At 40.1% G+C, this 14,294-nt stretch carries 18 protein-coding genes; 7 read left to right on the top strand and 11 right to left on the bottom strand.

Going from position 1 to position 14,294, the window contains the following annotated elements; all coding sequences use genetic code 11:
• Positions 1 to 6: 6 nt before the first annotated feature.
• From ACQFX9_RS00205 to ACQFX9_RS00195, 3 genes are read left to right on the top strand one after another with little or no spacing between them, the layout of a single operon-like run.
• On the top strand, positions 7 to 510 hold the full coding sequence (locus ACQFX9_RS00205; protein WP_427160178.1) for a Rab family GTPase: 504 nt from the start codon (positions 7 to 9) through the stop codon (positions 508 to 510).
• Positions 504 to 905 carry a hypothetical protein gene (locus tag ACQFX9_RS00200; protein WP_427160177.1) on the top strand — a complete coding sequence of 134 codons (402 nt, stop codon included), beginning with the start codon at positions 504 to 506 and terminating at the stop codon, positions 903 to 905. The genes ACQFX9_RS00205 and ACQFX9_RS00200 overlap by 7 nt, the downstream gene beginning before the upstream one ends.
• Before the next feature lie 41 nt (positions 906 to 946).
• Positions 947 to 2,068 (top strand): sensor histidine kinase, encoded by a 1,122-nt coding sequence (locus tag ACQFX9_RS00195; RefSeq protein ID WP_427160176.1) that lies wholly within the window; start codon positions 947 to 949, stop codon positions 2,066 to 2,068.
• 304 nt (positions 2,069 to 2,372) lie between these two features.
• On the opposite strand, the gene ACQFX9_RS00190 is transcribed toward ACQFX9_RS00195, so the two are convergent.
• The 8 genes from ACQFX9_RS00190 to ACQFX9_RS00155 all read right to left on the bottom strand — a co-directional run bounded on the left by ACQFX9_RS00190 (position 2,373) and on the right by ACQFX9_RS00155 (position 8,248).
• Positions 2,373 to 3,566: a class I SAM-dependent methyltransferase gene (locus tag ACQFX9_RS00190; RefSeq protein ID WP_427160175.1), complete on the bottom strand. Its 1,194-nt coding sequence runs from the start codon at positions 3,564 to 3,566 to the stop codon at positions 2,373 to 2,375.
• Positions 3,567 to 3,791: 225 nt separating this feature from the next.
• Complete coding sequence (locus ACQFX9_RS00185; protein WP_427160174.1) at positions 3,792 to 3,944, bottom strand: hypothetical protein; 153 nt, start codon at positions 3,942 to 3,944, stop codon at positions 3,792 to 3,794.
• A 101-nt stretch (positions 3,945 to 4,045) separates the two neighbouring features.
• Complete coding sequence (locus ACQFX9_RS00180) at positions 4,046 to 4,660, bottom strand: HEAT repeat domain-containing protein (protein WP_427160173.1); 615 nt, start codon at positions 4,658 to 4,660, stop codon at positions 4,046 to 4,048.
• Positions 4,661 to 4,701: 41 nt separating this feature from the next.
• The gene (locus ACQFX9_RS00175) at positions 4,702 to 5,181 is read right to left on the bottom strand and encodes a GNAT family N-acetyltransferase (protein WP_427160172.1); all 480 of its coding nucleotides are present in this window, start codon (positions 5,179 to 5,181) and stop codon (positions 4,702 to 4,704) included.
• A 14-nt stretch (positions 5,182 to 5,195) separates the two neighbouring features.
• On the bottom strand, positions 5,196 to 6,485 hold the full coding sequence (locus ACQFX9_RS00170; protein ID WP_427163038.1) for a HEAT repeat domain-containing protein: 1,290 nt from the start codon (positions 6,483 to 6,485) through the stop codon (positions 5,196 to 5,198).
• Between the two features lie 224 nt (positions 6,486 to 6,709).
• Positions 6,710 to 7,204, bottom strand: a complete 495-nt coding sequence (gene cpeA / locus ACQFX9_RS00165; protein WP_427160171.1) for a C-phycoerythrin subunit alpha — start codon at positions 7,202 to 7,204, stop codon at positions 6,710 to 6,712.
• A gap of 81 nt (positions 7,205 to 7,285) precedes the next feature.
• Positions 7,286 to 7,840 (bottom strand): C-phycoerythrin subunit beta, encoded by a 555-nt coding sequence (cpeB, locus tag ACQFX9_RS00160; RefSeq protein ID WP_103135427.1) that lies wholly within the window; start codon positions 7,838 to 7,840, stop codon positions 7,286 to 7,288.
• A 237-nt stretch (positions 7,841 to 8,077) separates the two neighbouring features.
• Entirely contained in the window at positions 8,078 to 8,248 is a 171-nt protein-coding gene (locus tag ACQFX9_RS00155; protein ID WP_103140533.1) for an NblA/ycf18 family protein, read from the bottom strand.
• Positions 8,249 to 8,512: 264 nt separating this feature from the next.
• Here ACQFX9_RS00155 and ACQFX9_RS00150 point away from each other — a divergent pair, with 264 nt between their 5' ends.
• From ACQFX9_RS00150 to ACQFX9_RS00140, 3 genes are all read left to right on the top strand, one after another.
• Positions 8,513 to 9,115, top strand: coding sequence for a phycobiliprotein lyase (locus ACQFX9_RS00150; protein ID WP_427160170.1), 603 nt, complete (start codon positions 8,513 to 8,515; stop codon positions 9,113 to 9,115).
• Positions 9,084 to 9,671: a hypothetical protein gene (locus ACQFX9_RS00145; RefSeq protein ID WP_427160169.1), complete on the top strand. Its 588-nt coding sequence runs from the start codon at positions 9,084 to 9,086 to the stop codon at positions 9,669 to 9,671. The genes ACQFX9_RS00150 and ACQFX9_RS00145 overlap by 32 nt, the downstream gene beginning before the upstream one ends.
• A gap of 270 nt (positions 9,672 to 9,941) precedes the next feature.
• Positions 9,942 to 10,673 (top strand): phycobilisome rod-core linker polypeptide, encoded by a 732-nt coding sequence (locus ACQFX9_RS00140; RefSeq protein WP_427160168.1) that lies wholly within the window; start codon positions 9,942 to 9,944, stop codon positions 10,671 to 10,673.
• Positions 10,674 to 10,859: 186 nt separating this feature from the next.
• On the opposite strand, the gene ACQFX9_RS00135 is transcribed toward ACQFX9_RS00140, so the two are convergent.
• Positions 10,860 to 11,291: a nucleoside deaminase gene (locus tag ACQFX9_RS00135; RefSeq protein WP_427160167.1), complete on the bottom strand. Its 432-nt coding sequence runs from the start codon at positions 11,289 to 11,291 to the stop codon at positions 10,860 to 10,862.
• A gap of 17 nt (positions 11,292 to 11,308) precedes the next feature.
• Between ACQFX9_RS00135 and ACQFX9_RS00130 the strand changes: the two genes are divergently transcribed.
• Complete coding sequence (locus tag ACQFX9_RS00130) at positions 11,309 to 12,232, top strand: nucleoside hydrolase (RefSeq protein ID WP_427160166.1); 924 nt, start codon at positions 11,309 to 11,311, stop codon at positions 12,230 to 12,232.
• A gap of 364 nt (positions 12,233 to 12,596) precedes the next feature.
• Here ACQFX9_RS00130 and ACQFX9_RS00125 read toward each other — a convergent pair whose 3' ends face one another.
• A complete protein-coding gene (locus ACQFX9_RS00125; RefSeq protein WP_427160165.1) occupies positions 12,597 to 13,175 on the bottom strand; it encodes a hypothetical protein in 579 nt (192 codons plus the stop codon).
• Positions 13,176 to 13,394: 219 nt separating this feature from the next.
• The gene (locus ACQFX9_RS00120) at positions 13,395 to 13,964 is read right to left on the bottom strand and encodes a DUF732 domain-containing protein (protein ID WP_427160164.1); all 570 of its coding nucleotides are present in this window, start codon (positions 13,962 to 13,964) and stop codon (positions 13,395 to 13,397) included.
• Between the last annotated feature and the right edge of the window lie 330 nt (positions 13,965 to 14,294).

Raw genomic sequence — 14,294 nt, 5'->3', positions numbered from 1 at the left:
TCACTTATGATGCAAAAGAAAATTTGTCTTGTAGGGGCATTTGCTACAGGTAAAACTAGTTTAGTGACGCGATTTGTTCATAGTATTTTTTCTGAGAAATACTACACTACAGTAGGTGTCAAAATCGATAAAAAAAGCATAAATATCCATAAGGATACATTAAATTTAATTATTTGGGATCTTTATGGTGAAGATGAATTTCAAAAAGTCAGAATGTCTTATCTTAGAGGTTCATCTGGGTATGTATTAGTAGTAGATGGAACACGCAAGAATACCTTAGAAAAAGCCTTTGAGTTGCAAAAAAAAGTAGAAGAAACACTGGGTAAAATACCCTTTATTTTAGTTTTGAATAAATGGGATATGACCAATGAATGGGAAATAGAAGATACAGAAATAGAAGCAGTTATTCAAAGAGGCTGGACTGCAATTAAAACTAGTGCTAAGAGTGGACAAGGCGTAGAAGAAATATTTCAAAATCTTGCTAATAGAATCATCACAAATAAATGCTAGATATTCCTGATGTAGTTCTTACGTATATTTTGCATTTTATTATTAAAGAGCGTTCCCTTGCTTATTTATTAGTGAGAAAAGATGGATGTTTAATGGCTTGGGGTGGTCAGTTAAACAAATATGGTATTACTAACCTTTGTCAAGGTGAACAAATAGGACAACAAGTCTTTTTTTTGGAAGGTTTATTACCAATAGATGATTCTGCCATATTTCTCCCCTTTATTCAGACAGCTACGAACATTTGTGCAGACATCCACATTTTTCCTTCAGTAGAAGGAGATTGGGTGTTGTTATTAAATAGTATTGTAGATGAAAACTATTTCTCATCAATACAACAAGAAGTTAATAACTATAGCTTGTTACAAGAAAAAATATCTAGACTAGAGTCTCAGTAAACTAGATAATTGGATCAAGTGTATTTGGCGCAATATAGTTTATGAATAGCTTGATACTAGCTGACTTATTCGCAAATTTAAACATCTTAGTTTTAGAAAGAGTTGACATTAGCTCATTCAAAATTCTTAGCAGTATACCTAGTTGGTTTAGAAGATTTTGTGACCGTAACTTTACGTATGGTATGAATCTTTCAATTCCTCAAGAAGTGTTTTCTTTTCTAGAAAATTTTTTAATTGATGCAGAAGAGTTTTGGCAGCATCAGAGTGATGGTAAATTATCATCTGGACTATGGATTCAAAGAAATTTAACAGGTGAAGAAGAAGAACTAGAAGCACATAGTCTTTGTATGGATAGCCATAATATATTATTAATTGAACTAGCCAAAGATAAATTTCAGGATAAACATCATTTCCTGCAAACTGCTAGAGAAAATCATTTAAGTTATCAACAACTAATTAAAGAAAATCAAAAAAAAGAAGTATTAGTACATTGTATAATTCACGATATAGCAGGACAGTTAAATGCCATTAATTGTTGTTTAGCTCTACTGGAATTGGAAAATTTAACATCGAAAGGTAAAGTATATTTAGATGTAGCGACTAAGCAATCCATTAAGCAAGAAATGTTGATCAGAGATATTTTAGATGCCTTTTCTGCTGATATTCAGTCTCTAGATAATTTTATAACTGATGATTTAGAAATAGCCCCAGATATTTTATTATCGGTGCAAGAGACAATAGAACTTTTTGCCTCCTCATTTACATTGAATAATAAAATGTTAAAGCTGGATGAAAACATCGACATAACAGCAAATTGGCAAGTAGTAGGTGAACAGTCACGCTTAGATAGAATAATTGCCAATTTTATAGAAAATGCCTACCGTCACAGTCCACCAGCATCTACAGTAACAATTAGCTTACAAGCAGAACAAGAAACTATTCTGCTCACCGTAGATGATGAAGGTGATGGTGTTCCAGCTATGATGGTAGGGAAGTTATTTCAAAAGTTTTCTCAAGGACAATATAAGTCGGGTAGAGCTGGAATTGGGCTGTATTTTTGTCGTATTACTATTGAGCGTTGGGGTGGTAGTATTGGTTATTTACCACGTCCCGAAGGAGGTTCTAGGTTTTGGTTTAGGTTGCCAAAACCAACGAGAAGATAGAGATTAAAAAGTGTTTTTCAAGTAAATTAAGTAGATAAAATTATTATTAATTATAATTAAGTTTGCTTGTAAATATTTTGATAGTCTGTTGTAAGGCTAACCGCACCTAAAAGAATTAATTGCGATCGCCATATTACCGTCTCATTTTGGTATCAGTTTAGACGGATATTGTTACAGAACACAAAATATACGCAAAATTGAAAGCAGAGGCTGCTGCGGGGAAGACAAAAATTGCTGCAAAGAAGACAAAACAGAGAAATTTGCCTTGCTACTTAATAAAATTTCTCCCCCTGCTTCCCCTGCTTTATCCCTTGCTGGGAGTCAAAAGAATAATTTGCTGCTTCTGGAGCGATCGCACATCATCTAAGCTAGCATGAACTGATTGTAAGATTTCCTGTGTGGTCTTGTTCCCGTCACAAGCCAAAAGAAACTGCCATGCAGACTCAGTGATATTCACAACTTGATAGTCAAGATTGAAAAATTGCTTGCTATCTTGCCATCCTTGAATACAAGGACTAGGTTCAGCTATAGCTGACAATAACTTAGTATCTGATGCCCAATCTTCTCTAATAACAGGGCTACGTCCTAAGAAAAATTCGTAGTGGGTGATTGATGAGGGATCTAGGACTTCAATCAAGCGATACAATTGGCGATCGCTTAATGATTTTGCTCGATCAATTAACTCTGGTGCTTGACTAATTAATCGTTCTAGATTCCAAATCTGAGGATTAGAAAAACCAATGAACTCCAATCCCGACGCATCAATTAATTCAAATAATGTATTGACGTTGTAATCAATTTCTTGGGGATGGACATACATATCAGCAAAGTAGCCATCCCGTTGATTTTCCCATGCCCAACGTTCTTGTTCCCGTTTCCGCAGGCGGTTATCTTCTGGGAGCGTTGCAAATAATTTTCGTCCCACAGCTACACCATCAGTATAATCGCCCCGTTGATCACCTTGGATAAGAGCGATCGCCTCTTGCATTAATTTAATTTCCCAGCGTCCCAACTCACCATACACAAAAATGTGCATAATCCCACCAGGGGCTAACTTTTTGGCTAAAGCTTGAATCCCTCGAATTGGGTCAGGCGTATGATGCAAGACTCCCACACAGTTAATTAAATCAAACTCACCCGGAAGTTGCTCAACATCAAACAAACTCAGGTGATGAAATTCTACCCCCGTCGCCCCTGATTTTTGACAACGTTCTTTAGCAACTGCTAACGCGCCTGAACTTAAATCAATACCGACAACAGACGCTTCCGGGTTGAGATGTACCAAATATTCTGTTCCTACCCCTGTCCCACACCCAGCATCTAAAATGCGGACATTCTTTTGGGAGGGTTTTTTGCCGGTGCAGAAGTTATACGCCGCTAACCAATTCCATCGCCAGTTATAACCAGGAGGTGGTTCATCTAATAAAGGTTCTGGTGGGAATGGATAGGTATTGTAGAGTTTGGCAACTGCTGCACTAATGGTTTGGGAATCTGACATGGCTATAAAACAGTAATTCGTAATTAGACTTCTTGTATAAATACTTTGGTGTTGCTGAAAATATGATTTCAAAGCTCACGCATTCGCCGTCAGGCGTTCCGCTTGCGGTAGGCGCAGAGGCGCAAAGAAGAACGCAGAAAAATAACTCTTGAGGTTATGTATTCGGATTGTTCAATTCTTGGTGCAAGAGGCCTATTGATCATACCGTGTGGTAAGACGCAATAATTAATAGTCACTGTCAGCCACACAAATTCCCTTGCATTTGATGCCGTTGGTGGCTGTGCGCTGACAATGAGGACAGAGAATTTTTTCTGTGTCTGGTGCGCTATTTTGATTTGTGTCGGGTTGGGGTTGATGGTTATCGGTTTGGGATGTCACGATGATGAGAATAATGTAAATTTTTATAGGTTATTGTTACATTTTACAAACCATCGAGATTTCCCCGCTAAGTTGTTCTGCACAGTCAACAGAAAAGCTGATTATCTCTCTCCCCGTTGAAACTTGGCTGTCATTTCGGCGCGAGACAAAGCACTGGTAGCGGACTCGCGCACATAAGAATCGGTTGATTCATTCTCAATTACGGATTTCAGCACATCAATAGCTTTGGGATCGCCAATGGAAGCTAAAGCATTTACCAGAGAGATTCCCAAGGCGGGGTTATCGGTGGTTTGCAAGGCTTCAATCAAAACGTCCACAACGGGAGAACCGATTTCACCCAAGGCCATCACCGCCGCAATATGCACTACAGGGTTAGGATCATTAAGAGCAGTCTTTAAACCTTGGACACCCTCTTCGGCAAAGGGAACATCAGGATGATTAATGGCAACTTGTGCCAAGGCTTTAGCTGCACTTCCCCGCACAGTCACATTTTCACTATTCAGCAACGCCTCAACTAAAGGAGTTACTGTATCAGGGCCGATCGCACCCAAGGCTTTAACAGCCGCCCGTCTATAGGTGGTGTCATCTTCATCCAGAATACTCATTAACCTGGGAATCACGGTTGCGTCTGGATTTTCAGCTAACGCCCACATTGCTTGATCGCGTAGGTGTGGGTTGGGGTGTTTCAGTTGTTGAAATAGTTCTTCTGTAGTCATGGTTTTTAATTAAACAAACAAGGTAAATTCAGATTGAATATTTAGGAATTGCCAACAATATCTAAGCGCATTTCGTTGCTGGGCTTAAATCCCAAACTACTATAAACAGGATGTCCAGCAGGAGAAGCATGGAGAATTGCACTAGTGCAATTAAGGGATTGGAGATGGGCGATCGCCATTTTTGTGAGTGATTTAGCAATTCCTTGCTGACGATATTCTGGCTCTACATAAACTCCCCAAATGTATCCATATTTTCTTTGCTGTTGCGTGAGAACATGGGGATACAATCCAGCAAATAGTTGACATCCTGCGGAAGCCACAATTTTTCCGTTGATTTCTGCTACAAAGGCTTTGTAAGCTAGTGTCTGTCTGGCTTGAGCAATAAATTGCACAGTTGTTTCTAGCCAATTAGCTTGAATGGATGCTTCCGCAACACCATTATCAAGCCATAGCTGGAAAAAATGCCGCGCAATAGTTGCATCATCATCGATGTTAGCTTCTCTAAACCTGATAGCATCCATAAATTGGGGATTAGTTAGGCTGTCTTTTCTTGGTTTTCTAAGGTGATTAAAGCTTTGGCTGCAACCAACCAATCACTATCTTGTGCTGCTTGTTGGTGTGCAGTGGTATCGCCCAGTTTTTCCAGTGACATCAAAGCTGCATACTTTAAATCCCAGATTTTAGTTTCGAGACAGGCTTTGAGTTCGGGAATCGCCCGTGAATCACCCAGTTCACCGAGGGCGATCGCCGCCGCCGCCCGTGATTTTTGAAACTGTGGTTGTTTGTTATGCAGGGCTTCCATCAGTAAATCATAAGCCGGGTGATGTTTCAACCAGCCAAATAGTTTCACCACATGGAAGTGCGCCCCATAATCATTACTGGCTTCTGCGGCATAGGTAGCAAATAAAGCCTCTGGTGCAGCCTCGGCGTAATGTTCCAAAATGGTTTTGCTGGCTAAATAACAGCGTCCAAAGTCAGTTTCGTAAAGTCCGCGTATTAAAACTGACAATTCTGGTAATTGATTATAACTATGGACTAAATCTAAACTTTGGGGATGGTCGTATAATGTTTGTTCTAAATAGGGTTGAATGGTAGTAAATGTCATTGCCCCGCTAGCAACTCCCGCTTCTGCTAAAGTCCTAATCCCCCGTAGCCGAAACACCAGGGAAACTGGACATCTGGCAATATTGGGAATGGCATCATAGTAACGAGCATCCATCAAATCTTGAATAGATAACCGCCGCCCCAAAACATTCGGGTGTCGTAACATCGCCACAACCTTATTCATCTGAGAATAGTCTTGAGTCAGACGACAAACTCCGGCGATCGCTGCACTAGCTGTAGGTGGATCAGCATCATCCACAAATTTGCGAATTCTTTCTAAGGCAGGTTGATAATTAAATTTAGTGAGGGTATGAATTATTACTCTATAGGTTTGCCCTGGTTTTTCGAGTAACTGTGCTACTTCTTCTAGTAAATCAGGGTCATCTGTACCGATTTCCCCAATCGCCCACACAGCATTTTCTACCGTGTAGCAATCGTCATCACCCAAACAAGTGCGAATCACAGGTAAAGCCACAGTAGCTTTAAGTCGCCCCAGAGTTTCCACTGATTTCCGGCGGACAATGCGATTATCTAAACTAGGGTCAGTTTGCTGCACAGCCCGAATCAAGGCATTAATTGACTGTTCACTGGGAAAGTTTACCAAATGAGCCGCCGCCACATACCGCGAATCATCCTCACCCAATTGATCTAAAGGAGTATCTAAAAGTGCGATCGCCTGTTCTTCTGTGAGATTAAATAAATTAAAAAAGCGTTTATCCATAGTCAATAGTCAATAGTCATTAGTCAATAGTCAACAGTCAATAGTTTTTCTCCCCCTGCACCTAGTCCCCAATCCCCAATCCCCAGTCCCCAAACAAAACAAACCCAGAGATTATTTGCCATTACTCAACCTTTACAGGCAAAGCAAAGAGCGAAGAACCTCTAGGTTTGCAAGGGTAACAAGTACCCGAATCACCAAATCACAAGTTAGCTAATTAACTTAACTTATGACAGAGAGTTGATAGCGTAGTCGAGGAGTGCATTGTACTCGGTCAATGCTTGAGCAGACATATCGCGAGGAGCGCAACCACGGTTACGAGCAAAGCTTAAAGCTTCAACGTAGGGAGCGGTGGGTAGGCCTAAAGCGCGATAAACTTCACGTTGACCAGCAATACCCCACTCATCCAATGGGCCTGTGCCACCAACTACCAAGCTGTATTGAATGAGGCGGAGGTAGTGTTTGATGTCGCGTAAGCACTTAGCTTTGAAGGTATCGGTGGAGTTAGCTTCTCCAGCGTTGTTTAAGTAAGGATATTTTTTGATGCAAGCGTTGTAAGCTTCGGTTGCAACTGCATCAAGGTTTCCAGCTAGCTTTTCAGCAGCTTCCAAACGAGCAGATGCACGTTGGATAGAACCTTGTACGGATTCTAAATCAGAGGTGCTGGGGAAACGACCAGCAGCATCAGCAGATGCAATAACGGTGGTAACAACTGATTTCATTTCTTAAATCTCCCGAAAGGCTTTGAATTTAAATGGTGTTGGATATCAATACTTGTGAGTTAATTGCTATTTTGCAACTAATTAGCTCAAAGCAGAGATGACGCGATCGAAGTAGCTGGAAGCTTCAGCAACCAAGCTAGCGCAACGATCTTCTACAACGGGAGTACCCATTTTGCGTAATTTAGCACCTGCACGAGCTTCGCTGGGGGTGTCTTGGATGTGAGCAACTGCTTGAGCCTTCATGATTTGAACGGCACGAACGGTAGATGTGGTGGGTACGCCTAAAGCTGCGTAGGTTTCTTTCAAACCGTTCAAGCAACGATCATCCAATACGGAAGCATCACCAGCTAACAACGCATAGGTTACATAGCGCAGGATGATTTCAGCATCGCGTAAGCAAGCAGCCATGCGACGGTTAGGATAGCAGTTACCACCAGCTTGGATTAGACCTTGGTTTTCGCAGATCATACCAGCAACAGCATCGGAAACCATGCAGCTAGCGTTGCTAGCAATTGCGTTTACAGCATCCAAGCGTCTGTTGCCGCTAGCAACGAAAGCTCTCAATGCAGCGATATCATTTACGGTAGAGGTGCTAGCATCTGCTGAAACTACAGCTCTAGAAAAAGCGTCAAGCATTTCGCTCTCCTTGGAATATTGGTTATCTTTAAAACTCGGTTGCCTGTTCCTTGAACCAGACAATATAGAACATAAAAGATGAAGGCTGTCTCAGTCTCAGTTATGAGAAACAAAGTAATAATCCTTAACAAACAATCCCCTATCAGGTATTTCTGATAGGGGATGATCTTTGGCAGTTATGTAAAATTCTGAGTGAGCAGCGAAACGATGAAGTATGAATGATTTCAGAGGATAAACCTAGACCTGTTTGAGAAGATGTTTGATCATATTGTCTTTGACCATTAACTGCCGCAATACTTCCAGAAGAAACTTTTGAGATTCTTCTTTGCTTAAATCCTTTATTTGTTCTTCATACAGTTTGAGGTTGAATTTCTGCTCTAAATTTAGCTCCATTGGAATATCCGTCATGCCTACTCTCCTGTTGTTTCGCAATATAAATTTTCATCTAGCCCTTGAAATTAAGATTAACAAAAGTTACACCTACTTGACAAGTAGACATTTTTAGACGTTATCGAATAAACGATTGGGAATTAAGGGTGTAAGGGTGTAAGGGTTTAAGGGGTGTAGGGGAAAAATCTCATTCCCAATGCCCAATGCCCAATGCCCCATTCCCTACAAAATGGTATATTTAGGCATAGGGTTATCTTGTAGTTCGGAGTTTGCTTTTAAGTTATGGATGCAATGGAGTTTTTTCAGCTAAGTAGTGGTAAATGGCGATCGCAACGCACAACACACCACCTTGCTTTTAAGAGAACTGAAGCTGGAGAATCCGAAATCCAGGTTCAAGCTTTGGCAGCAGATGATCCTCAAGTGATCGCTATTTGCCAACTCCATGAAGTTGACCCTAAATTGGCAATTGGTGGTGCTTATGTCACCTGGCAAGGGGCAATGGGATGGGATAGAGAAGATGAAAACCATGAAGGTTCAACTGTATTTGCTCTAGTTCCTGATGCTGATCATCCCCGCCAAGGTTCACTGCTTAGAGAGCGTGGTTATGCGGAAATTGTCCCCGTAGTAGGGCAATATCATATGGATGATGAAAATGCTTTGGTTTTAACAACTGAATATGAAACGATGAGTTCGGTAGAAAGGTTTTGGTTTGTTAGTTCCAGCATTCGGATGCGAAGCAGCACAGTGAAAAGGTTTGGTGGTTTCAGTACAGCTACATTTTGTACTGAGTTCCGAATTGCAGATGCTTCTGGAGAAGAAGAACTGGCGAAGCCAGCCGAAAATGTAGTTCAACGTGCAGAATATTTCTCGTTCTTTGGTGGATAAATTAATCATCACCACCAGTAATGATCCATTTACGCGAGGGCTAGATTACCTGTATGGAATTAGGGGTCTAGCTCTTGACTCAGAAATGATAGATGTGGTTTATGATATGAATAACCGCATCCCTATATGTGCTTGGATCGGTCAACATATTGACAGGGTGAACCGACAACTCGAAAACTATCTTCAGGCTTGCCACGATTGTTTTCACCCTTGGGAGCAACCTACTGTGCAGATTTTTGCTGCTCCTTTAGCCCAACGCTTTGGGGTTGATGGTTTTTGTAACCTCAAAACTAATCCCATGACGATCCTGATTGATGTGGGAAGAGTCATGCCAGCAGATTGGTTACTGCTGGTGGTACATGAATATGCCCATGCTCATGCGGGTTTACCTGGACATCATGAGAAATTTGCGCGATCGCTAACTCATTTGTGTCTGGGATTGGGGATTGCACCTCCCGCTTGGCAATCTGGCATGGACTATCACTTGCGGTTTTATCCTCATTGCCGTGCCACTCAAAATCCCTTAGCATTTTGGCGAGGAGAATCATTAAGATGAGCGATCAAATGTTACGAATTACTGCTTTGTATCGCAAATCAAAGGGCAAAAATCCTATATAGTCGTATCCTGAATTTTCAGATTCCCAATGTGGATAGCGATTGTATCAATAAACATTTTGAGAAACCATAAAGTTTGTTGATGGTAGACATTGAATAGTCAAAAGTCAACAAAAAAATGTGTTTTCTTGGAGATTGATCACAGCTAATCTACCTAATGACAATGGCGGAATTTTGTTGGTGAATTCTTCAGACCATAGAGGTATTTGTTATGTCAATTCCCTTGTTGGAATATGCCCCTTCATCTCAAAATCAGCGTGTTACTGCCTTTGAAGTGCCTGGTGATGAACAGCCGAGAGTTTACACAACAGATAACTTGCCATCATCCAGTGAAATGGATGCTTTGATTGCGGCGGCTTATCGGCAAATTTTCCATGAACAACAGATGTTGTTTAGTAATCGTCAAATCTTTTTAGAATCTCAACTTAGAGCCGGACAAATCACAGTCAAAGACTTTATTCGAGGATTAGCTTTATCTGATTCTTTCCGGCGGCTCAATTACGATTCTAACAATAATTATCGCTTTGTAGAAATTTGTGTACAAAGGATTTTAGGACGTAGAGTTTATAGCGATCGCGAAAAACTGGCTTGGTCAATAGTCATTGCTACTAAAGGACTATCCGGTTTCATCGGCGATCTACTCAACAGCGAAGAATATAACACCAACTTCGGTGATTCTACAGTTCCCTACCAACTGCGCCGAGTTTTACCACAGCGAACAAGAGGTGAATTACCTTTTGAAAGAACAGCGCGCTACGGCACAGATTACCGTGACAAATTGCCAGCTTCCATGAGAGGATATGAACCATTAAACTGGCAAACATTTTTACGTGGTTCTAACAAAGATGTTATGCAGTGGATAGCAGCCACCATCGTCTTTTTGATAGCCTCCTTCTATTTACTGCCAATCTTTAATGTATTACCCCAAATTGGGCCATACTAGTAAAGGTAAAAGGCAAAAGGCAAAAGGCAAAAGGCAAAAGTAAAAAATAAACTTTACTTTTTACAACATTTTGCTAGTCAATCAATTATGCCAATATTAGGGACACAACATTAGTTGTGTCCCTAATATTATTTATCTCTATCCGCTTTCAATCAAAAATCAAAAATCAAAAATCCCAAATTGTTATTACTTACCAATATCCTCATTCCATAACTCAGGATTATTAGTAATAAAATCACTCATCATCTGCTCACATTCATCTAAATTTAAATCAATTACTTCCACACCATGAGATACCATAAATTCTTTTGCGCCAGGGAAAGTTCTAGACTCTCCGGCGATCACTTTTTTGATTCCAAATTGCACCACAGCACCAGCACATAAATAACAAGGCATGAGAGTGGAATATAATGTTGTACCTCTGTAGCTGCCAATTCTACCGGCATTACGGAGACAATCGATTTCAGCATGGGTGACAGGATCACCATCTTGCACTCGTTTGTTATGTCCTTTACCGATAATTTGACCATCTTTGACAAGCACAGAACCGATGGGAATTCCCCCTTCTTGTCTACCTTGTTGTGCTTCTTGAATCGCAGCTTGCATAAATTCATCCATCTTTAAATTTTCTCCTCATGAACAAACAACTAGTATTAATGGATCACGATGGCGGTGTAGACGACTATCTAGCGACTATGCTGCTGTTGACGATGGAACATATAGAACTTCTCGGTGTTGTCGTTACACCCGCCGATTGTTACGTACAGCCAGCCGTTAGTGCTACACGCAAGATTATAGATTTGATGGGATTTTCTCACATCCCCGTAGCAGAAAGTACGGTACGCGGGATTAATCCTTTTCCGCGTTTATATCGTCGTGATTCGTTGATTGTGGATCATTTGCCAATTCTCAATCAAAACGAGTTTCTCACAACACCTTTAGTTAAACAAACAGGTCAAGATTTTATGGTGCAGGTGTTACGAGAAGCACCAGAACCAGTCACACTCATGGTAACAGGGCCACTGACCACTGTAGCTGTAGCCTTAGAAAAAGCACCAGATATTGAATCTAAAATTGCCAAAATTATCTGGATGGGTGGTGCTTTAAATGTTCCTGGGAATGTGGAAAAAAGTTTAGAAGCTGGACAAGATGGTTCAGCAGAATGGAATGTTTATTGGGATGCTGTTTCGGCGGCGCAGGTATGGGAAACCCAAATAGAAATTATTATGTGTCCTTTGGATTTAACTAATAATGTACCTGTGACATCAGATTTAGTGCAGAAAATGGGCAAACAACGCCACTATCCTATTTCTGATTTAGCAGGACAATGTTATGCCTTAGTAATTCCCCAAGATTATTATTTCTGGGATGTGTTAGCAACTGCCTATTTAGGAAGACCAGAACTTTATCAATTAAGAGAGTGGGAAACGGAAATTATTACTAGCGGTATTAGTCAGGGGCGCACGAAAATTGTTTCTGGGGGGAAACAAATTTTAGCTATGGATAAAGTTGATAAAGATGCTTTTTACAGCTATATTTTGCAACAATGGGCAAGATAGCAAGTCAAAAATTCCACATTTTTATTTCGTGAGAAATTTGATTGCAATTTGATTTGGATTTTGAGGATTGAACAGAGTTTAAACCCTACGAAATATATGAATCATAGTTGATTTCTGAAAAAACTCGGTACACCTCTGTTACTTCTTTTCCTGTTCCTCCAAAGTTCTGATCGGAGGAAACCTCCGCTCAGACTTCTCTCTGTTCCCTGTTCCCTACCTACACAAATCATTTCAATAATCAAGTCGGATTCCTATATATAGATAAGTAGTAACGCACCTCCTCCAAAGGCTTTGGTGCGTTACGGCTTACGCCTAACACACCCTACTTGTACTACTTATACTACAAAAGATATAGTTTTATACTTTAATCAGGGAATGCTAAACCAGTCTGAGGATCGCGGATATATAGTCCTAGTGTCAAACTCCGCATTACTTCATCCCAAACAGGTGTTAACTTTTCGGCTTGATCTGCCCAATAATCAAAGGTAATTAAACATTGCACATTTGATCCTAAACCAATACAAATACGTGAAAAAGCTTCCCGTGGTTCTGTTTGGGTGTCAATAAATTTAATCTCTGTCCAGACAATCTTGGCGGTTTGACGTTTGACTGTAATAATTTCACCTTTTGCAATGACATCCCTACTGTCATCATCTACCACTTTTCTTAAGGTAGATTTCAGGGGAAATAAACTCCAATCACGGGGAGGTAGCTGGTTAAATGATACTTCTAGACAGCAATCATCTTTGGGTGGTTTGTTATCCATGAATTTAAAAGATTTTTCTTGTGGTTCAAACACCCAATTCTGTGGGACATTGAAGCGAACAGCTCCCCGATTAGCTACAAAAATTTTGTAGCCTGATGGAGATTCCCAGCGATGATCAGGCTTGAGTTCTAGAGTTTCCTTAATCCACTGGAGATTGCTTTTTTTGTGCTTGCTCATAGTTTTATTGCCAATCTACAATGCTTGCGTTTGCATTTAACTTATCGGAGATATGATTGCTATGTTGATAGTATCAAATTCCCCAATAAGCTCATGCTTTTACTTTAGCAACCAGTGATAATTTCACTGACATACGCTCAACATATTGGCACATTTGAAGATTTAACGATCGCGCTCTCTATGACTTCAAGCCGCAGGCTTTATTTATGTTACCAAGTTTTAGCTAGGAGCTTTTTCGTTAGCTAGAAAATTACGTACGTCAGGGAGATACTGGGGACAATAATATTTGACTGATGCACTAAATATATATCCCAGTGCAGATTTTTCGCCTTCTTTTAAGTTAGGATTTTGAGTTGTTATAGCGTTAAAAAACGTTTTAATAGCTGTGCTTGCGCCATTATTTTTGACTCCAGTACAAATATCACGAGCAGTTTTCACATTTTGTTCGGGAGTCACATCGGAAAAGGTTGTGCCATTATTACGCGCAAAAGCTTCAATATCAGCAATAAATGCTAAATCGGTTTGATTAAGTTGTTTATTGTCTGATGACGGCGCGGATGTATTTTCACTTGGAGGTGTTGTTTCTTCGTTAGATGTGTTTTCGCTCGGAGGCTTTGTTTCTTCGTTAGATGTATTTTCACTTGGAGGTGTTGTTTCTTCGTTAGATGTATTTTCACTCGGAGGCGTTGCTTCCTCGGTAGGTGTGGTTTGGTTAGAAGGTGTTGTTTCCTCAGTAGGTGTGGTTTGGCTAGAAGGTGTTGTTTGTCTGGATACATTAGAATTATTCACTCCACTGCATCCACATAAAAGCATCAAAAGTGCGAAACTTATTCCTTTTTGAATATTCATCTCTAAAATCCTGTTTTGGGTGGAAAAATTTAGATGTATTGTCACTTTTTATAACTTATTTTGCTAAAAAATAACCGTAATAGCACTGATTAATTAATGATTTTTTACATTATTAACACGCTAGTATTATGTTTTGTTAACTGTAGAATCTATTGTGTCTACTTTAACTTTGATAAATAGCGATCGCACTCAGCCAATAATCTCAGATTATCTATGTTCTTCGACTGTCGTAACATAACACACTAAAACTTAGATAAATATTAAGTTAGG

Source organism: Aliinostoc sp. HNIBRCY26, assembly GCF_050235535.1.
In the GTDB taxonomy this organism is placed as follows: domain Bacteria; phylum Cyanobacteriota; class Cyanobacteriia; order Cyanobacteriales; family Nostocaceae; genus Trichormus.
Note: the sequence above shows the minus strand (reverse complement) of the source record. Positions and strands in the feature narration are given on the sequence as shown.